At 50.6% G+C, this 20,296-nt stretch carries 19 protein-coding genes; 8 read left to right on the top strand and 11 right to left on the bottom strand.

Features of this window, described 5'->3' with window-relative positions:
* Positions 1-50 precede the first annotated feature (50 nt).
* Genes H0248_RS04930 through aspS form a run of 3 tightly spaced genes read right to left on the bottom strand, consistent with a single transcriptional unit; the run spans position 51 to position 3,059 of the window.
* Positions 51-794, bottom strand: coding sequence for a YebC/PmpR family DNA-binding transcriptional regulator (locus H0248_RS04930; RefSeq protein ID WP_180784980.1), 744 nt, complete (start codon positions 792-794; stop codon positions 51-53).
* Positions 795-817: 23 nt separating this feature from the next.
* Positions 818-1,261: a dihydroneopterin triphosphate diphosphatase gene (gene nudB, locus H0248_RS04925; RefSeq protein ID WP_180784979.1), complete on the bottom strand. Its 444-nt coding sequence runs from the start codon at positions 1,259-1,261 to the stop codon at positions 818-820.
* 1 nt (position 1,262) lies between these two features.
* A complete protein-coding gene (gene aspS, locus H0248_RS04920) occupies positions 1,263-3,059 on the bottom strand; it encodes an aspartate--tRNA ligase (RefSeq protein WP_180784978.1) in 1,797 nt (598 codons plus the stop codon).
* A 477-nt stretch (positions 3,060-3,536) separates the two neighbouring features.
* Between aspS and H0248_RS04915 the strand changes: the two genes are divergently transcribed.
* The 5 genes from H0248_RS04915 (at position 3,537) to cmoB (ending at position 8,104) form a co-directional block, all read left to right on the top strand.
* On the top strand, positions 3,537-4,754 hold the full coding sequence (locus H0248_RS04915; RefSeq protein ID WP_180784977.1) for an EAL and HDOD domain-containing protein: 1,218 nt from the start codon (positions 3,537-3,539) through the stop codon (positions 4,752-4,754).
* A 91-nt stretch (positions 4,755-4,845) separates the two neighbouring features.
* Positions 4,846-5,658, top strand: a complete 813-nt coding sequence (locus tag H0248_RS04910) for a DUF72 domain-containing protein (protein ID WP_180785039.1) — start codon at positions 4,846-4,848, stop codon at positions 5,656-5,658.
* Between the two features lie 155 nt (positions 5,659-5,813).
* Positions 5,814-6,209: an MAPEG family protein gene (locus H0248_RS04905; RefSeq protein ID WP_180784976.1), complete on the top strand. Its 396-nt coding sequence runs from the start codon at positions 5,814-5,816 to the stop codon at positions 6,207-6,209.
* 168 nt (positions 6,210-6,377) lie between these two features.
* The gene (gene cmoA / locus H0248_RS04900) at positions 6,378-7,121 is read left to right on the top strand and encodes a carboxy-S-adenosyl-L-methionine synthase CmoA (RefSeq protein ID WP_180784975.1); all 744 of its coding nucleotides are present in this window, start codon (positions 6,378-6,380) and stop codon (positions 7,119-7,121) included.
* The gene (gene cmoB, locus H0248_RS04895) at positions 7,118-8,104 is read left to right on the top strand and encodes a tRNA 5-methoxyuridine(34)/uridine 5-oxyacetic acid(34) synthase CmoB (protein ID WP_180784974.1); all 987 of its coding nucleotides are present in this window, start codon (positions 7,118-7,120) and stop codon (positions 8,102-8,104) included. The genes cmoA and cmoB overlap by 4 nt, the downstream gene beginning before the upstream one ends.
* Positions 8,105-8,260: 156 nt before the next feature.
* Here the strand turns inward: cmoB and cutC are convergent, their stop codons facing one another.
* Positions 8,261-9,019: a copper homeostasis protein CutC gene (gene cutC, locus H0248_RS04890; protein WP_180784973.1), complete on the bottom strand. Its 759-nt coding sequence runs from the start codon at positions 9,017-9,019 to the stop codon at positions 8,261-8,263.
* A 283-nt stretch (positions 9,020-9,302) separates the two neighbouring features.
* A complete protein-coding gene (locus H0248_RS04885; RefSeq protein WP_180784972.1) occupies positions 9,303-9,851 on the bottom strand; it encodes a VOC family protein in 549 nt (182 codons plus the stop codon).
* A gap of 654 nt (positions 9,852-10,505) precedes the next feature.
* On the opposite strand from H0248_RS04885, the gene argS reads away from it, so the two are divergent.
* Positions 10,506-12,236: an arginine--tRNA ligase gene (gene argS / locus H0248_RS04880; protein WP_180784971.1), complete on the top strand. Its 1,731-nt coding sequence runs from the start codon at positions 10,506-10,508 to the stop codon at positions 12,234-12,236.
* An 86-nt stretch (positions 12,237-12,322) separates the two neighbouring features.
* Here argS and murJ read toward each other — a convergent pair whose 3' ends face one another.
* From murJ to rimJ, 4 genes are all read right to left on the bottom strand, one after another.
* Positions 12,323-13,858, bottom strand: coding sequence for a murein biosynthesis integral membrane protein MurJ (murJ, locus tag H0248_RS04875; RefSeq protein ID WP_180784970.1), 1,536 nt, complete (start codon positions 13,856-13,858; stop codon positions 12,323-12,325).
* 126 nt (positions 13,859-13,984) lie between these two features.
* Positions 13,985-14,980 (bottom strand): Gfo/Idh/MocA family protein, encoded by a 996-nt coding sequence (locus H0248_RS04870; RefSeq protein WP_219608953.1) that lies wholly within the window; start codon positions 14,978-14,980, stop codon positions 13,985-13,987.
* Positions 14,981-15,008: 28 nt separating this feature from the next.
* Positions 15,009-15,644, bottom strand: coding sequence for a YceH family protein (locus H0248_RS04865; protein WP_180785037.1), 636 nt, complete (start codon positions 15,642-15,644; stop codon positions 15,009-15,011).
* 9 nt (positions 15,645-15,653) lie between these two features.
* Positions 15,654-16,238: a ribosomal protein S5-alanine N-acetyltransferase gene (rimJ, locus tag H0248_RS04860; RefSeq protein ID WP_180784969.1), complete on the bottom strand. Its 585-nt coding sequence runs from the start codon at positions 16,236-16,238 to the stop codon at positions 15,654-15,656.
* 315 nt (positions 16,239-16,553) lie between these two features.
* On the opposite strand from rimJ, the gene mdtH reads away from it, so the two are divergent.
* Together mdtH and H0248_RS04850 are read left to right on the top strand one after the other, a co-directional pair.
* Positions 16,554-17,759: a multidrug efflux MFS transporter MdtH gene (gene mdtH, locus H0248_RS04855; RefSeq protein ID WP_180784968.1), complete on the top strand. Its 1,206-nt coding sequence runs from the start codon at positions 16,554-16,556 to the stop codon at positions 17,757-17,759.
* Between the two features lie 198 nt (positions 17,760-17,957).
* On the top strand, positions 17,958-18,524 hold the full coding sequence (locus tag H0248_RS04850) for a lipoprotein (protein WP_180784967.1): 567 nt from the start codon (positions 17,958-17,960) through the stop codon (positions 18,522-18,524).
* Between the two features lie 93 nt (positions 18,525-18,617).
* Here H0248_RS04850 and H0248_RS04845 read toward each other — a convergent pair whose 3' ends face one another.
* Both H0248_RS04845 and H0248_RS04840 read right to left on the bottom strand, forming a co-directional pair.
* Positions 18,618-19,196 carry a TorD/DmsD family molecular chaperone gene (locus H0248_RS04845; protein ID WP_180784966.1) on the bottom strand — a complete coding sequence of 193 codons (579 nt, stop codon included), beginning with the start codon at positions 19,194-19,196 and terminating at the stop codon, positions 18,618-18,620.
* Between the two features lie 60 nt (positions 19,197-19,256).
* On the bottom strand, positions 19,257-19,994 hold the full coding sequence (locus H0248_RS04840; protein WP_180784965.1) for a phosphatase: 738 nt from the start codon (positions 19,992-19,994) through the stop codon (positions 19,257-19,259).
* Positions 19,995-20,296 lie beyond the last annotated feature (302 nt).

The following is a 20,296-nucleotide window of genomic DNA, read 5'->3' as shown; positions in this document are numbered from 1 at the left end:
AAACTCGAATTATTTAGAGTATATTTTTACTTTGCATTACCGATCTGCCATTACAGCAGTTCGGCCACCTCATCGGAGATCTCACCGTTGTGGTAAACTTCCTGCACATCGTCGCAGTCTTCCAGCATGTCGATCAGACGCATCAGCTTCGGTGCCGTTTCTGCATCCATATCCGCTTTGGTAGACGGAATCATCGACACTTCAGCCGACTCCGCTTTCAGGCCAGCTGCATCTAACGCGTCCTTCACATCACCGAACGTTTCCCACGGCGTGAAGACGTCAATCGCACCGTCGTCGTACGTCACGACATCATCGGCACCGGCTTCCAGCGCCGCATACATCACCGCATCTTCATCCAGACCCGGCGCGTAAGAAATAACGCCTTTCTTGGTGAAGAGGTACGAAACGGAGCCATCGGTACCCAGGTTGCCGCCAGTTTTCGTAAACGCGTGACGCACTTCGGAAACGGTACGGTTACGGTTGTCACTCAGGCATTCCACCATGACAGCAGTGCCGCCCGGGCCGTAGCCTTCATAAATGATGGTTTCCATGTTGGCATCATCGTCACCGCCGACGCCACGGGCAATCGCGCGGTTCAGCGTATCGCGCGTCATGTTGTTGGACAGAGCTTTATCGATCGCAGCGCGCAGACGTGGGTTAGAACCCGGATCGCCACCGCCCAGACGGGCTGCGGTAACCAGTTCGCGGATAATCTTGGTAAAAATTTTACCGCGTTTGGCGTCCTGTGCTGCTTTACGATGCTTTGTGTTAGCCCACTTACTATGACCTGCCATAAAAATCTCCGAAAAAAGCCTGTTCAGGCCGGATAAATAACAAATTCCTCAATCGCCTGCCGGTTGCTCCAGGACTTGGTCAACAGTGCCGCGTGGGGCACATCCAACCACTGGTAAGCAAGATGCTCGGATAATTGCACCTCGCGCTCAGCAGGTAACGCCAGACAAAACCAGTGTTCGGTATTGTGCGTAACCCCCGGCGCATAGCGACGTCTCAAATGAGCAAATAGCTCAAACTCAATACAGCGCTGACAGTCAAAGAGTGATAACGCTTCTGCGGATATATCGATGTTAACTTCTTCTTTGACTTCACGCTGTGCGGCATACGACGCGCTTTCCCCTTCTTCTATGCTGCCAGTTACCGACTGCCAGAATTCAGGATCGTCACGCCGCTGCAACATCAGCACCCGCCCAGTGTCACGGGCATAGATCACCACCAGAACCGAAACGGGTCGCTTGTATACCATCTTACTCGTTCTCGGATTTTCCATCCTGAGCCGCTTTCCCTTTCACAACAACCGCAATGGCAAGCTCTTCCAGCGAAGCCGGGTTGGCGAAGCTTGGGGCTTCCGTCATCAGACACGCTGCTGCCGTCGTTTTCGGGAAGGCGATAACGTCACGAATGTTATCGGTACCCGTCAGCAACATCACCAGACGGTCAAGGCCAAACGCCAGACCCGCGTGCGGCGGTGTACCGTATTTCAATGCATCCAGCAGGAAGCCAAACTTCTCACGCTGCTCTTGTTCGGTAATGCCCAAAATGCTGAACACGGTTTGTTGCATCTCACCACTGTGAATACGCACGGAACCGCCGCCCACTTCATAACCGTTAATGACCATGTCATACGCGTTGGCGATTGCCGAAACCGGGCTGTCAGCAAGTTCAGAAGGCAACATGTCACGCGGTGCGGTAAACGGATGGTGCATCGCAGCAAGACCGCCTTCGCCATCTTCTTCAAACATCGGGAAATCGACAACCCACAGCGGTTCCCAGCTATTGTCTTTCGTCAGGCTCAGATCGCGACCCAGCTTGAGACGCAGCGCGCCCAGCGCATCGGTCACCACTTTCGCGCTGTCCGCACCAAAGAACAGAATGTCGCCATCTTGTGCCGCAGTACGATCCAACACGGCAGACAGAACGTCTTCACTCAGGAATTTGGCTACTGGGCTTTGAACGCCTTCCAGCCCCTTGGCACGCTCGTTGACCTTGATGTAAGCCAAACCTTTCGCGCCGTAGATTTCAATAAACTTGCCGTATTCATCAATCTGCTTACGACTCAGCTGTGCGCCGCCCGGTACGCGGATAGCGGCAACGCGGCCTTTAGCATCGTTTGCCGGGCCGGAGAAGACTTTGAATTCAATGTCTTTAACCAGATCGGCAACGTCGACCAGTTCCAGCGGGTTACGCAAATCTGGCTTGTCGGAACCGAAACGGCGCATGGCTTCTGCAAACGTCATGATCGGGAAATCGCCCAGATCGACGCCTTTCACGTCCTGCCACAGTTCACGTACCAGTTTCTCCATCACCTCACGCACCTGTGGCGCGGTCATGAAAGAGGTTTCCACATCGATCTGGGTAAATTCTGGCTGTCTGTCGGCACGCAGGTCTTCGTCACGGAAGCATTTGACGATCTGATAGTAGCGGTCAAAACCGGACATCATCAGCAGCTGTTTGAACAGCTGTGGGGACTGCGGCAGCGCATAAAATTTGCCTTTATGTACGCGGCTTGGCACCAGATAGTCACGCGCGCCTTCCGGTGTCGCTTTGGTCAACATCGGGGTTTCGATGTCCAGGAAGCCGTGGTCGTCCATAAAACGACGCACAAAACTGGTGATACGGGCGCGTGTTTTTAGGCGCTGCGCCATTTCAGGACGGCGCAAATCCAGATAGCGGAATTTGAGACGCGCTTCTTCGGTATTGGTCTGGTTGGAGTCCAACGGCAGCGCTTCAGAACGGTTAACGATCGTCAGTGCGGTGGCAAAAATCTCGACTTCACCCGTCGCCATATCTTTGTTGATTTGGCTTTCTGGACGGGCACGTACGACACCGGTAAGTTGGATGCAGAACTCGTTACGCAACTCGGATGCCAGTTTAAATGCGTCCTGACGATCCGGGTCAAAAAACACCTGAACCAGCCCTTCGCGGTCACGCATATCAATAAAAATCAAACCACCCAGATCGCGGCGGCGGTTAACCCAACCGCACAATGTCACTTCCTGGCCCACATGGGACGAATTCAACTGCCCGCAATAATTAGTACGCATCACGATGTCCTTTTACTCATCCGCCAGCTCACACGTTCTCACGGTAGATTACTTTTCACGGTAGATCTCACAGTGCAAAAACAGTGGCATTTTCGCTGCACGGCATGGTTTTTCTGGGTTACTGTCCGATGAAAAAAGGCGGCTATTATAAAGGATATTCGCCCGAACGATAAGCATGAAGGTAACGCTCTGCGACGCTGCCGCCTACTCTTTTTACGAAATTTCCTTTCCGGTTAACGGAATGTTCACTAATCCGCATAGAGTTGTTGCAAAACTGAACGTCTGAGGAAGCCCCAATCATCGGCCCAAAGACGCAGAACTCGTCGACCCACATCGCATGAGGATTTGCGGAAACCGGCCTTCCCTTTTAGTAAAACCTGCTAAAATTACCAAGTACCTGCTGATTTTTATAAAAATTTTAATAAAAAGCGCTTTCCCATTGCTGGCAAATGCGTATGGTTTACATGGAGAACAGCTATGTATTCATTTGTTGCTCGTCAACCCATTTTAAATCAACACCTCCAAACCGTTGCTTACGAGCTACTTTTTCGCATGGACGTCACCAATAGATTTCCTGACGTGAGTCCTGAATTTGCAACCGCACAGCTTATATCCGATCAGTTCTTAACCAATCCGTTGACAAGGTCCGTGGTCGAACAGCCTTACTACATTAATTTTCCCCATCAGATGCTGATCAATGGCCAGGCGGAAGTATTGCCACAGGAAAAAGTTGTTATTGAAATCCTTGAAAATTCGATCCCCAACAATGATCTCTTTGCTGCCGTAAAAAAGCTAAAAAGAAAGGGCTTCAAAATTGCGCTCGATGATTTTTCGATGGATTCAGAATGGGATCGGTTTTTGCCTTACGTTGATATCATCAAATTCGATTTAACCCTGTCGACCTTTAGCGACATCGACAATTTCATCAAAAGAGCCATGCAGCGCAAGTTAATCTATCTGGCCGAGAAGGTCGAGACGCATGAGCAGTACCTGCAAAGTAAGAAGCTGGGTATCTCTCTGTTTCAGGGCTATTTTTTCAGTCGTCCTGAAATGATCAAATCGAAAAAATTGGTCAGTAACTCCAGCAATACCGTCAGACTGCTGAGAGAAGTCAATAAACCTGAGCTCAACTATGCCACGATCGAAGAATTGGTCTGTGCCGATCTGTCGCTTTATTATAAATTAATGCGCCACATCACCAATATCAAATACAACACCCGCTTTGGCATCACGGCAACGTCAATGTCTTTCCGTTCCATGGCAATGCTGCTTGGGCAACACGAGCTTAAACGTTTTGTCTCGTTAATTAGCATTACCAACAGTAATGAAAATAAACCCTGTGAGCTTTACCGTACCAGCTTAATTCGCGCCAGGTTTTTCGAATTATTGTATGCCTATTTTAATGTGAAAGAGGATACCACCGAGGCATTTTTGTGCGGATTATTATCACTGATCGATGCCGTATTAGATTCACCCATGCCATTGCTGCTCTCACAAATCGCTCTATCAGAAAAAATTAACCAGAGCTTATTGAATCATACCGGTGAACTCGCAGTTTATCTGACGTTAATCACAAAATACGAACAGCAAGAGTGGGAAGTACTTGAGCAACTCTTGCCCCAGCTAGGTCTCGATAGAGAAGATTTCTTTGCCATGGTAATGGAGGCCACACAGTGGGCGGACGAGATTTTATAAACGATTTCTCTCGGTTCACTCGCGCTGCCCTGACAATTACGCGATAATCGTCGCCATTCTGCTTGAGATTCAATGACGTTATGGTGCGATGATGTATATCGGATTACCGCAATGGCAGCATCCCGCCTGGAGTCGGCTGGGATTAAACGATCTTGCCGACTACAGCCGCTATTTTACCTGTGTGGAAGGGAACACGACGTTTTATGCGTTGCCTTCACGCGAGGTTGTCGAGCGCTGGCGTGATATGACGCATGATGACTTCCGTTTTTGCTTTAAGTTTCCCTCAACGATCAGCCATAAAACTGCCTTGCAGAATTGTGATAGCGATGTCGGGCTTTTTTATCAGTGCCTTGAGCCGATTTCCCACCGTATCGGGCAGCTCTGGCTACAGCTTCCCGCCACCTTCGGCCCTGCGCAACTACCCGTTTTATGGCGTTTTCTTGATACCTTGCCAAAGGGATTTAGCTACGGTGTCGAAGTCCGTCACCCGCTGTTTTTTGCCAAAGGCGATGAAGAGCGCGCGCTGAATCAGGGGCTACAGCAGCGCAACATCAACCGCGTAATCCTCGACAGTCGCCCAGTTCACCACGCCGTGCCAGACAGTGCAGCTATGCGTGAAGCCCAGCGAAAGAAACCTCGCGTGCCAGTACATGCCGTGCTGACCGCCACGCAGCCGCTGATTCGCTTTATCGGCAGTGAAAAACAGGACGAAAATCTTCGCTGGTTCGAGTCATGGCGTAACAAGTTGCCGCAATGGCGTGAGGCAAATCCCTTTTTCTTTATCCATACACCAGATATCGGTGATGCCCCGCCGCTGGCGCAGCAGCTTTGGCCATTACTCGCCGAGATCGACCCAACCTTGCCGCCCCAGCCGGATTGGCCACAGCAGGCGACGCTCTTTTGAAGGACTTAATATCCCCATGAGTTAATTCATTTTGTTATAAACAATTTTGTAGCGTAATCCATTTCCGCTAAAAAAATCGGCCTTTTCAGGCGACAGTTACGTTAGGTAAAGCTATTATTCTGCAAGCCGTTTTCGGTTAGGTCACGGAGTAAAAAATGGTAAGTGCGCTCTATATCGTGCTTGGCGCAATCTTGTTAATAAAGCTGTCTATTGATGTTATGAAACTCAGAATGCAGTATCGCGTGGCGTATGGCGACGGCGGATTTTATGAATTGCAAACGGCGATCCGAGTACATGGCAATGCGGTGGAATACATTCCGATTGCGGCGATTCTGCTGGTGCTGATGGAAATGAACGGCGCCCTTATCATCATGATCCACTTCTGCGGCATTTTATTGATTACGGGACGTTTAGTTCACTACTACGGCCTTCGGCATCGCGAATTCCGCTGGCGGCGTTCAGGCATGGCGGCAACCTATGCCTCGCTCATTCTGATGATTGCAGCAAACCTCTATTATCTCCCCTGGGATCTGGTTTTCACGCTGTACTGATGGCGTGAGGCAAAAACTATCCCCGCCTCTCTCGGGCGCACAGACATTATGCGTCCGGGAATCAAAAACAGTGTCCACACCCTGCGTCTACACCACGTGAAAGGTGAAGGCTACCGTGTATTCTGCTAGAATACGCGCCTCTTTATTACTCTCAGTGCACTTTCTGCCATGCCAAACCGCGATATGCTTTTCTCTGTGCCAATTGCCAATTTAGGCGACTGGACATTCGACGAACGCGTTGCCGACGTATTCCCCGATATGATCCAACGTTCCGTGCCCGGCTATTCCAACATCATTTCGATGATTGGCATGCTGGCAGAACGCTTCGTCCGCCCGGATAGTCACATTTACGATCTAGGATGCTCGTTGGGCGCAGCCACGCTGTCTATGCGACGTAATATCTCTGTGCCGGGTTGCAAAATTATCGCGGTAGACAACTCTCCGGCCATGGTGAAACGCTGCCGCAGCCACATTGACGCTTTCCGTTCCGATACGCCCGTCGAGATTATAGAAGCCGATATTCTGAATATTGATATCGAAAATGCGTCTATGGTGGTGCTGAACTTTACCCTTCAGTTTCTGGAACCTTCCCAGCGTCAGGTGCTCATCAACCGCATTTATCAGGGTTTGAATCCCGGCGGTGTGCTCGTGCTCTCAGAGAAATTCAATTTTGCGGACAAAGACGTCGGTGAATTGCTGTTTAACATGCATCTCGATTTCAAACGGGCAAATGGCTACAGCGAGTTAGAAATCAGTCAGAAACGCAGCATGCTGGAAAACGTCATGCTGACCGATTCGGTAGAAACCCATAAGGCCCGACTGGCAGATGCTGGTTTTGAGCACAGCGAAATTTGGTTTCAGTGTTTTAATTTTGGTTCGTTATTAGCCGTGAAAGCAGAGGAAAAGGCGTGATCGATTTCGGCAGTTTTTATCAACAAATCGCAAAAAGCCCGCTCAGCCACTGGCTTAACACGCTGCCTTCACAGCTCAGCAGTTGGCAGCAGGAATCCTTGCACGGCAAGTTCAAACTCTGGTTTAACTCGCTGGAACATCTTCCGTCGCTGACGCCAACCTCTCTGGATTTGAACGACAGCGTTACGGCACGCATGGAGCCCGATATTTCCGAAGGCCAGCGAGAAGGCATTGAAAAGCTGCTGCGTAACCTGATGCCCTGGCGTAAAGGTCCTTTTTCGCTTTACGGCGTGGATATCAATACAGAATGGCGTTCGGACTGGAAATGGCAGCGTGTTCTGCCACACATCAGCCCGCTGAAGAATCGCCTGATTCTGGATGTGGGCTGCGGCAGCGGCTATCACCTGTGGCGGATGGTTGGTGAAGGCGCCACGATGGCCGTCGGCATCGATCCCATGCAGCTGTTTTTATGCCAGTTTGAAGCTGTGCGTAAGTTGCTCGGCGACGATCAACGGGCGCACGTTTTACCACTCGGTATTGAGCAACTCCCCGAACTTGCCGCGTTTGACACCGTGTTTTCGATGGGCGTGCTCTACCACCGTCGTTCCCCACTCGATCACCTGTGGCAATTGAAGAATCAACTGGTGGCAGGTGGTGAACTGGTGCTGGAAACGCTGGTTATTGAAGGCGATGAAAATCAGGTGCTGGTTCCGGGAGAACGCTATGCGCAAATGCGCAATGTGTATTTCATCCCTTCTGCCGCAGCCTTGACCACATGGCTTGAGAAATGCGGATTTGTTGATGTTCGCGTCGTGGATATCTGTACCACGACCACGCAGGAACAACGGCGGACAGACTGGATGATCACAGAATCGCTGGCTGAATTCCTCGATCCTGAAGATCCGACGAAAACGGCGGAAGGCTACCCCGCTCCGGTACGGGCCGTTCTGGTTGCCCGTAAACCTGGCGTCTACCAGCCCTAAACTAGCGCGCTCGACAAAAAAAACCCCAGCAACACGCTGGGGCTTGGTACTTGCCATGCACACCTTATGGTATGCGGCGCGGCAAAATTGAAGAATGATAATGTGGTGTTTAGAACAACACTGTCTCTCAATCACCACACCATTAAATACCTGACATCATGACACGTACTGCATTTCACGGTCTGGGCTGACTGCCCGCTTCATGGCTTCCACCACATCACCATCCACGCAATAGTGGCTAAATTCATCTAGTTCCGTATCAGAACACATCGACACACCGATTTTGCGATAGCGCATCGGAGAAGGTGTCCACTGACCTGCGGAACTGTGCAGTTCTCGGATACCGGCCTGCTGAAATTTGTGCACGTTAGTCAACCGCACGCCGGAACCCGCCATAATAATTGGACCGCGACTGGCCTGTGTTAGTTCACGTAATAACCGCAGCCCATTTTCCGCCGTCTGCTGCTGCCCAGAGGTCAATATGCGCGATACGCCAAGTTCAGTGAGCTGCTCCAGTGCAATATATGGGTTCAGACACATATCGAACGCGCGATGAAAGGTCACCGCCATTCCTTGGGCCGCCACCATAATTTCACGCATTTTGGGCAAATCAATGTGCCCTTCCTCACTGAGTGCGCCGACGACGACACCGGGAAAACCCATCTCACGAATCTGCTCAATGTCGTATTTGATGGCAGCAAATTCCGTCGCACTGTAGCAAAAATCACCCCCTCGCGGGCGCACAATCGGGTGGACAGGAATCACGACCTTTTCACGCGCGCCACGCAGCGCACCATAGGATGGCGTTAACCCGCCTTCTCGCTGTCCTGCACAGAGTTCAATCCTGTCAGCCCCAGACTGCTCTGCTGTTATCGCGCAATCAACGCTATAACAGCATACTTCCAGTTTCGTCATCGCTGCTCCTCCATGTAAACTCCCAGACCACTTTTCTTAATTATCGAAAAATCGACGAATCATCACGCCGATTAAAGTAATAACTATGGCATTCGCATTCATATCGTGAGGAGACAGGAGTCACAATGAACGCGATACATTGCCGAAATAAACATGACATAATCCACAGTTTTATTAATCTTTTACATAGCAAAAGAAATTGGCTTGAATAAAGTGACACGTACTCTACCTTCCAGCCAATGTTATCTTTCTGATTACGCTACGTTCGAGCCATACGCTATTTTTATAGCGTCGACATTTCGCTTGCGACAACATCGCGTATATCAAATGGATGAAACTTTATTGTCACTTTCCCGTTGGTTACTGCAAATGTCGGATTAGGAATTCGCTCTTTTTCGCCTTGCGGAGAACTGAATTTAAGTTTGATGCCCGGCGTACGCAGCGCATCATCAGACAAGCAGGCTAGCGCACGCTGATGTAGCGTTTCCGCCTCCCCGGGCAGCACCAGTTCCACATGCTCCCAACCTTCATGCGGATAATGCTTTTTCCCCGGCCACGGTAGTTCAACACAGGTAATCTGCCAAGGGCCTACCGTGATGGCATTGTCCAGAATAAACAAATAGATTGTGCGATCATTGATTTGGTTTTCAGACAGCAGGTTACCGACCTTTAGCAACGCCGCTTTCCATGATTCAGCCGTCGTATTCTGATGGCAGCGCAACGAAATATGATCGGCATGAAATGCGCCTAAATCCAGCTGTAACACATCGGCAAATTCCTGTAACGCCTGCTCAAAACGCGCTAAATCCGTTATCAAATCATCGGGTAACATATCGGGCAACACTCCTCGCGGCATTTCACATTATCAATCACCATTTGCGCAGTGAGAATATCATACCCATGACGCATTCTAATTAAATTCTATTTCTACCTATGTACGTTTATTTACACCTTCATTACGTGAAACGCATTAAATGCAAAGAAAGGTAACCATGCTGCCTGATTAATAAACAAAAATATTTTTTACCTAGTGTAATCTGCGATACTTCTCGCAATCTATTCTGGGAGGAGTCTTAAATAATAACCGCCCTATTGAACGCCGAAAAGAAAACGTATAAATTAAGAAGATAAATAATAACGCAGAGATATCACCATGGTTTTACTCATTATATCCATCGCGCTTATCGCTATTGCGGCATATGCTATTTTTCGTCATTTTAAAACCAGAGACTCACATAAAATTGGTGCAAATAGTCGGTCAAAAAAACGTTAAGATCGCGATTTGATTTATTTTTATTCTACCTAAAACTACTTTTTCTTTTTTGTCGCGTTCTCCTTATCCATTTTTTCATCTCATCCCCCTTCTTTTACCTCCTGCTTGCCGGGTATTTTTTCGCCTGAACATCCCTTTGCCTCACCCCGTCTGCTGACGAGGAAAGGCAAATATGGTATAAGCAAGGCTTAATTTTTTATTTAAGGTAAACCGGTGAATATTCAGGCTCTTCTCTCCGAAAAAGTCAGCCAGGCGTTAACCGCCGCGGGCGCGCCAGCAGACAGCGAAGCTCAGATTCGTCAGTCGGCAAAAGCACAGTTTGGTGATTATCAGGCCAATAGCGTTATGGCCGTGGCAAAAAAACTGGGCATGCCGCCGCGACAATTGGCCGAAAAAGTCGTCCAACTTTTGGCGCTGGAGGGCATTGCGGAAAAAACAGAAATCGCAGGCCCGGGATTTATTAATATTTTTCTCGATAAGCAGTGGGTTGCGAGCCAGGTTGAGAACGCCCTGAATGCACCAAAACTGGGTTTAACCCCCGTTGAGCCTCAAACGATCGTGATTGACTACTCTGCCCCTAATGTCGCGAAGGAAATGCACGTCGGTCACCTGCGCTCAACCATTATTGGTGATGCGTCAGCCCGTACGCTGGCGTTTTTAGGCCATAACGTGATTCGTGCGAACCACGTTGGTGACTGGGGTACGCAGTTCGGCATGCTGATCGCCTACCTTGAAAAAATGCAAAACGAAAGCGCCAGCGAGATGGATCTCTCCGATCTTGAAGCGTTCTATCGTGAAGCGAAGAAACACTACGATGAAGATGCCGATTTCGCCGAACGCGCGCGCGCTTACGTGGTGAAATTGCAGGGTGGTGATGAGTATTGCCGTCAGATGTGGCGCAAGCTCGTCGATATCACCATGACGCAGAACCAGATCAACTATGAACGCCTCAATGTCACGCTGACCAAACAGGATGTTATGGGTGAAAGCCTGTATAACAGTATGCTGCCGGGCATTGTTGCTGACCTGAAAGCAAAAGGTCTTGCGGTTGAGAGCGAAGGCGCAACGGTCGTTTTCCTTGATGAATATAAAAACAAGGAAGGCGAACCGATGGGTGTCATCATCCAGAAAAAGGATGGCGGCTACCTCTATACCACAACGGACATCGCCTGTGCCAAATACCGTTATGAAACCCTGAACGCCGATCGCGTGCTTTACTATATCGATTCCCGCCAGCATCAACATTTGATGCAGGCCTGGACCATCGTGCGTAAAGCCGGTTACGTACCTGATTCTGTCAGCCTGGAACACCATATGTTCGGCATGATGCTGGGCAAAGACGGGAAACCATTCAAAACGCGTGCAGGCGGAACGATCAAGCTGTCCGAGCTGTTGGATGAAGCCTACGATCGTGCATTGACGCTCATCGCAGAGAAAAACCCACAGATGGAAAGCGATGAATTAACTGCGCTGGCGAAAGTGGTTTCTATCGGCGCGATCAAATACGCCGACCTGTCGAAGAGCCGTACCACGGACTACGTTTTCGATTGGGACAACATGCTGGCGTTTGAAGGCAATACCGCGCCTTACATGCAATACGCCTATACGCGCGTCGCGTCTATTTTCAAGCGTGCAGGCATACAGGAAGACAGCTTAACGCAGCCGATTACGCTGAGCGATGAGCGTGAATTTGCGCTTGCCACGCGGCTACTGCAATTTGAAGAAACCATCACCTCCGTCGCCCGTGAAGGCACGCCGCATGTGATGTGTAGCTACCTGTACGATCTAGCGGGCCTGTTCTCTGGCTTCTACGAGCACTGTCCGATTCTCAATGCCGAAAATGACGACGTGCGTCAAAGCCGTCTGAGACTGGCGCTGCTGACGGCGAAAACGTTGAAGCAGGGTCTGGATACGCTCGGCATCGAAACCGTCGAGAAGATGTAATTCTCCATCGACTGAAAACGTATTCATTGGAAACACAAACGCCATTGGTGCTGCCACCAATGGCGTTTTTTTATTCAATAACATTGTCACACGCTACGGCGGGCGAAATCCCGAGGACGGAACCCCAACAGCGCCAGCGTGGCAAAATAGGAACCTGCCCCTGCGACCACGACCAGCAACAAGCGCAGGATTCGCATTGTCATATTGCCGTCATCCCACGCGGGCATCCACCACAGCATACCCAACAAAACCAGCGACATCACAATCACTGCCGTCAACAGACGAACCAGAAATCCCCGCCAACCCGGCAGCGGCTGGAAAATGTCCTGCTTACGCAGTTGCCAATACAGCAAGCCAGCATTCAGACAGGAAGCCAGGCCAATAGACAATGCCAGACCCGCATGTTGCAGCGGACCGATAAAGATCAGGTTCATAACTTGCGTCAGGATCAGCGTGACTATCGCTATTTTGACTGGCGTCTTGATATCCTGCCGAGAATAAAAACCGGGCACGAGTACTTTGACGACAATCAGTCCCATCAGCCCAACCGAGTAGGCAATCAGCGCTCGCTGGGTCATCAGCGCGTCAAAGGCACTAAATTTGCCGTACTGGAACAGCGACACGGTTAAAGGCTTAGCCAAAATGCCTAATGCCAACGCGCTCGGGAGCGCCAACAGGAAACACAGGCGGAGCCCCCAATCCATCAGGCGGGAGTATTCGTCATGATTACCACTGGCAAAACTCTTCGCCAGCGACGGCAGTAGGATCGTCCCTAATGCCACGCCGAGAACGCCGGAAGGAAACTCCATCAGGCGGTCAGCGTAATACATCCATGACACTGCCCCTTCGCTGAGGAAAGAGGCGAAAATAGTATTGATGATGAGCGAAATCTGGCTTACCGACACCCCCAGAACCGCAGGCCCCATCAGTTTCATCACTCGCCAGACGCTCGGGTCACGCCATTTCAAGCGCGGCAATACCAGCATGCCAATCTTTTTCAGATGCGGTAACTGATAGCCGAGTTGCAGTAAACCGCCAACCAAAACCGCCCAAGCCAGCGCCATCACCGGTGGGTTAAAATACGGGGCGGCAAACAGCGAGAAGCCAATCATGCTGACGTTAAGCAATGTCGGAGCAAACGCGGGCACCGAGAAACGGTTCCAGGTATTGAGCACCGAGCCGACCATAGAAGTCAGCGAGATCAGCAGGATGTAGGGAAACGTGACTCTTAATAGATCCGAAGTGAGCGCAAAGCGCTCTGGCGTCGCGGCAAAACCGGGCGCGGTCACCATGATGACCCACGGTGCGGCGACCATCCCTGCCACGGTGACTAACGCAAGAATCAGCGTCAGCATGCCAGAGACATAAGCGAGGAACGTGCGCGTAGCCTCGTCGCCCTGCTGGCTTTTATATTCGGCCAGAATCGGCACAAAGGCCTGTGAAAATGCGCCTTCCGCAAAAATTCGCCGGAGCAGGTTAGGCAGCTTGAACGCCACAAAGAAGGCGTCCGTCGCCATACCAGCACCAAAAATACGGGCGACGATGGCATCGCGCACAAAACCTAAAACGCGCGATAACATGGTCATGGAACTGACGGCAGCCAGTGATTTAAGTAGATTCATCGATTATGTTCTGAACGGTTCAGGACCGATTATTAACCCGTTGAGGTTATCCTGATTGCGAGGTGCGACTAGTCTACGCATTGCTCGTGTAATAGCTACCGCATATTGTCATAACCGCTGAACTTTTCAGCTTTTTCCCAGCAATTTTTCAATCATACGCTGGGACAGCAACGCCTGGTTACCTGATGTTTCCGCTGGTTTCCGTTGTTCAACGGCCGCGATGAAATGCTGCACCGCACCGACAAATCCGCGTTGTTCCAGCGTGGTCTGCCAGGAGGGTACGGCTGGGCGGATCGTTATTCCTTCACGATCTTCGCGCCATTCACGCATCTCATCGACCTGATAGAGTCCACCTTGGGTAACAGCCTGAACCCATTCGCGCTGGCTTCCAGCCTGACGATGCATGCTGGTCGTCACCTGACAACCTCCGCTCTGGAAATGGTGCTCGGCATACAGCAGTTGACCGTCCGCATTCGCATGCAGCACGCCATCAATCAGTTGAGCATCGCCGCCCGCTAGCCAGAGCGCTGTGTCCACCACATGCAGATAATCATCCAGCAGAGTAAAACGGACATCCTGCGGACCAACGCCATTAATCCGATGTTTGTCCATACGCAGCGATGACGGTTGATCCAACCGCTGTTTTAGCTGCTGATAACACGGTGCGAAACGACGATTAAAACCAACCATCAGAATTTTTTGTCGTTGCTCTGCCAATTCGACCAGCGCTTCCGCCTGCGTAAGCCGATCTGCCAGCGGTTTATCTACGTAGACATCGACGCCCGCGTTAAGCAGTTGGCTCACAACGGAAAAATGGCTGGCGGTGCTGCTGTGAACGAAAACCGCATCGCACTGTGCTGCCAGTTCATCCAGTGCAGAGAAACTCGTCATCCGGTAGTGCTGACAAATTCGCTGCGTCTTTTGCCAATCGGGAGAAAACGCGCCGACCAGTTCCCAGCGTTCAGCCTGACTGAGGATCGGCAAATAGGCTTTCTGCGCGATGGATCCCAGCCCAACGACGCCGATACGCGGACGTCGGGCGGAGACGCTCGATTCTGAAATACTATTTTCTGAAACGCTGTGTTCTGCAACACGTTCCGCAAACGTAAACTGAGGTTTCATGACGAGCTTTCTCCCTGATACCAGTTCATTACGCTAACAGCGCGGCGAGCTGACGTTTGAGTTCAGCGACCTCTTTTTCTAACACCTCGACACGTTCGGCCAGCGATGAGTTGTCACTTGCACTTTCCGTTTTGGGAGCGGTAGCATCACTAACCTCGCCGCTGAAAAGGTGCTGGTAGCGGCTTTCCCGTTTCCCTGCTTCCCGCGCCAGTCGGACGACAAACGGCCCATCCTCACGCTGTTGTAGTTGTTCAAGAGTAGACTCAGCTTCACCAACATCAGAAAATTCATACAGTCGTGCCGCACGCATACGCAGTTCGCCCGGCGTCTGTGGACCGCGCAGAAGTAGCGTCGTCACCAGCGCCACTTCCGCAGGCGAGAGCTTCAGGTCACCAAACTCTGAATTACAAAAACGGTGTTCATACTTCACGACACGATTACCAAACCCGCTGAGCGTGCGCAGGAAATGCTTCTTCACGAGTAAATCCAGCGTTTGCTGGACCTCGCTTTCACTCAGTTCCATCACGGGTTCGCGGTTGGTTTTCTGATTACAGGCCGTGGTGATGCCATTTAACGACATTGGGTATTGATCCGGTGTCGTGATCTGCTTTTCCAGCATGCAACCCATCACGCGCGCTTCACGAGCATCCAATTGGTATTTCATCATTTTTCCTTAACGCGGAGACTTCCACTCGGCGTTGGTCAACGCGGTTAATACATGGTCCTGCCATTTGCCATCAATGAGCAGATAATTCTTCGCATAGCCTTCACGTTCAAACCCCAAACGTGTCAATAACCCCCCACTGCGCTGGTTATGTGGCATATAGTTAGCCATGATGCGATGCATATGCTGCTGACGCTGCATATAACGTATTGCCGGTTGCAGCGCTTCATACATCAGCCCCTGCCCCTGCCATTTTTGACCAAGTGAATAGCCCAGATAGCAGGCGTGAAACGATCCCCGCAGCACGTTGCTAAAATTCGCCACGCCATACACTTCATTTTCATTCGGATCCAGCAGGAGGAAGTAATAGGCGCTGCCCTGCTTATGCATATCGTTAATCACGCTCAAGCGCGCTTGCCAGCCCGATGGGTAGCAATGGCTCGCGTCTCTTATCGGTTCCCACGGCTTAAGAAAATCACGGTTTTCAGAATAGTATTCGGCCAGACGCCATGCATCGCGTTCATGGGCCAGACGCACCACCAGCCTGTCAGTTGTCAATTGCACTCTTGCCGGCGTTGAACGGTAGCCAAACATTTTTCCCCCTGTCTCTCCATGTTATCGATAAGTAGAATTCATCGCCGCTGAAAACGTGACTATTCCGCATAAGCAGAAAATATCGGTATTTCTGATAATCCTTACTATAACCACATAAATTCATTGACGTAAAATCCCCGTCGCCGAGTTATTGCGCAGTTGAGTCAGGAAAAGCATTTTTTCTCGCCAAAATGTTACCAGGGTAACGTTAAATCGATAAAAAAATATTATCCAACAATAGGCTATACCAAAGTCGAATTAGAGTACAAAATAGTCACGTCTGTTATTTTCCTCCTTTCTTCGTTGTGGTGAAACATGCCTCTGATGTCGCAAGCTCGGAGCTTGGGTAAATATTTTTTATTACTCGATAATATGCTAGTGGTTTTGGGATTCTTCGTTGTCTTTCCCCTTATTTCCATTCGTTTTGTCGACGATCTCGGCTGGGCCGCATTATTAGTCGGTATCGCATTGGGATTGCGCCAGTTTATTCAGCAAGGGCTCGGTATTTTTGGCGGCGCTATTGCTGACCGTTTTGGTGCCAAACCGATGATTATTACCGGGATGCTGCTACGTGCCTCCGGTTTTGTCTTCATGGCGATTGCCGATGAACCCTGGTTGCTCTGGTTGTCTTGTGCGCTATCCGGCCTTGGCGGTACGCTATTCGATCCGCCACGTACCGCTCTGGTCATCAAGCTGGTTCGTCCGCAGGAACGCGGTCGGTTCTACTCCCTGTTAATGATGCAGGATAGCGCCGGTGCCGTTATCGGTGCCCTCATCGGCAGTTGGCTGCTCCAGTATGATTTCGAGATCGTCTGCTGGGCGGGCGCGGTCATCTTTGTGCTTGCCGCTGCACTCAATGCCTGGCTGCTGCCGGCCTACCGCATCTCGACGGTCAAAACACCAATACTGGAAGGCCTGACACGCGTGATTCGCGACCGCCGTTTCCTGATGTATGTGTTAACGCTGACGGGTTACTACATGCTGGCCGTTCAGGTTTTGCTGATGCTGCCCATTATGGTCAACGAGCTCGCCGGAACGCCGTCTGCGGTGAAATGGATGTACGCCATTGAAGCGGTGCTATCGCTAACGCTGCTGTACCCTATCGCCCGCTGGAGTGAGAAGCGCTTCCGGCTGGAACAACGTCTGATGGCGGGGCTTTTCATTATGTCCGTCAGTATGTTCCCGATCGGGATGACGACGGAGTTGCAAACCCTGCTGCTGCTGATCAGCCTGTTTTATGTAGGGTCGATTATTGCCGAACCTGCGCGTGAAACCTTAAGCGCTTCTCTGGCAGACTCCCGAGCCAGAGGCAGCTATATGGGGTTCAGCCGGCTTGGATTGGCACTGGGTGGCGCGATAGGTTACAGCGGCGGCGGCTGGTTATTCGATACCGGACACGCACTGAATCAACCGGAACTGCCATGGTTCATGCTCGGCACCATCGGGTTCCTGACGTTAGCCGCACTGTATTGGCAGTTCAACCAACGCCGCATTGAGCCCGCGATGCTGGGTGGTCATTAGTCTATAGTTTTACTCCGCCGCTTCGTTCTGAAGCGGCATTATCCGCCATTTCAGTGCTATCCTATTGTTTACCCTGCGCATCAGGCGCACGCTGCCCGTGCAGAATCGTGTTGATTATTCACATAAAGCGATCGTTCATGTGAATAGACTACCGTAGGAATGAATTGTGCGCGTAAATAGCATCAAGAGGTCAGAATAATGAAAAAATCAGGATGGATGGCAGCGGCCGCAGTCCTGCTTGCTTTTACACTCAGTGGCTGTAATAAACTCACGCAATACACACTCAGTGAGCAAGAAGTGAATGAGTACCTGCAAACACACAATGATTATCAGAAACAGTTGGGCGTGCCCGGCGTGGTGGATGCCCATATCGTGTTGACCGAACTATCTAGCCAAATCGGTCGGGCAGAGCCGGGGAAAGTGACGCTGACGGGCAATGCGAAGGTCGATATTTCGTCCCTGTTGGGCAATCAGGCTGCCGACATGAAGCTGACGCTGAAAGCACAGCCGGTTTTTGATAAAGCGCAGGGAGCGATTTACCTGAAAGATATGGAACTGGTTGATTACACCGTACAGCCGGAAAAAATGCAGGCGATAATGAAAACGCTAAGCCCGTATCTTAATCAATCGCTAAAAAGCTATTTTGACCAGAAACCAGCTTACGTATTAAATGCAGATAAGAGCACAACGGAGTCGATGGCGAAGAAGATGGCGAAAGGCATCGAAATCAAACCCGGCCAGATCGTTATCCTGTTTACTGACTAATACTGACTCGCCGATAGCACACGTCATGTTTGCTATCGGCGCACTAGATTTCATACTGCAGGGTTTCATACTGCGAAGTTTCATACCGCGGTATTATTCTTCCGCTTCCGATTCGTCTTCTTCGTCGCTTTCACTCAGTTCATCTCGCATCGCTTCCAGCGCTTCACGGCACACTATCGCCAGCGTACGATAAAATGCCGTGGTGGCGTGGCTTTCTACTTTCCCGAGAAAACGATCGCTCCACGGTAAAAGATACTCATCGAACAGGGTAATCTGTGCCGCTGTTTCGTCTTCTTGTGCCTGATCTTCCAGCCATGACGCGGCAAGCAACAAGCTACCAAAATGCCCAACCGCACCACCGTCATTTAACGGCATGCCACGCTGTTGCAAAAAGGTACGAATTTCCGCGTCATCAGCATCACTTTCATAGGACGAACGCAGCGGTGACACTGAGCCATTTTCACTATCGAACAGCGCCTGATAATCCACCGCCATTGCGGGCAAATCCAGCCCCTTTTGCAAACGCTCCAACAACGCATCCTGCTCCAGCGGCCAGTGCTGCGCCAGTTTTCCGTCTTTAATCAGCGTGAATAACGGTGTCAGCAAAGGATCCTGTGGCTGGCGATAAAACAGCGTACCCAATAGGCGGCACACAATAGAAAATTCGTTCATTCATAATCCTATTTATTGTTAAGTGGCACTATCTTTAACTAACGCTTTTAAGTGACAGCGTCACAAATCAGCAAGTTCAGCGATAGCAGGCATTCCACGCTGTTCGAGGAAATCCAACACGCGCCGAGGACTGACGTTCAATATCCGTTCCTGTGGAAAATTCACTTCCTGCAAAATACGTTCGCAGTGGGTAAAGTCTCCCAGAGAAAACGCAATATGGGAATCGGAACCTAAAGAAAGTAACCCACCTGCATCACGAACGGCTTCCGCAATCGCCCGACAGTTTGGCTCACTACCTTGGCGTGAATGCATGAAAGAAGAATTATTCAGCTCCAGCGCCACGTTGTATTTCGCCGCAGCTTCCGCAATCGCGCGTATATCGACAGGAAATTTCGGGTTGCCGGGGTGACTAATGATATGCGCGTCGCCACGTGCCATGGTCGCGATCATCGCCGTAGTATGTGTATCTTTATCCTGTGGTGGAAAAACCGGCTCATGAAAGCCTGCGATAATCACATCCACCTGATCCAACATCGGTCCGGTGCAGTCGATATCGCCCTCGATGTTTTTAATATTTGCTTCGATACCGCGCAGGATGCCAACGCCATCCACCAGACGTGGCCAAACGCGCATATTCATGAAGTGCCAGTAATGCGGTGCATCCGCCATATCCGGGCCATGATCGGTGATGGCAAACAGGCGGATATTTTTCTGCTGTGCTTCAGCGATGTAATCATGCAAGGTACTGTAAGCATGTGTGCTGGCAACGGTGTGCATATGTAAATCGACGGGATACATAGGTTCTCCTGGGTCAATGTTTGCGAATCAGCATACCATTTCGAGGGCTAGTCCGCAGCCAGTGAACGGAATGACAACCCATGATTAACACAGCTGAAACATTAGTTTTTGGCGAATGACGAGGGAATGCGCGAGGGCGAGAATGAAAAGCGGTGAGCAAAGCAACAAATTGCGTTAACTTTAGCTAATTGCGCGCATTGAATGCAGAAGTTTGTTGACGCTGTTCGGCAATTTCCCTACATTAGCGCCGTCCGCTGCTATGCGATACGGCGAGACCACGGTGAGGTGTCCGAGAGGCTGAA

The organism is Pectobacterium brasiliense (genome assembly GCF_013449685.1).
GTDB classification, from domain to species: domain Bacteria; phylum Pseudomonadota; class Gammaproteobacteria; order Enterobacterales; family Enterobacteriaceae; genus Pectobacterium; species Pectobacterium brasiliense_A.
This window is presented reverse-complemented; position numbering and strand designations above follow the sequence as displayed.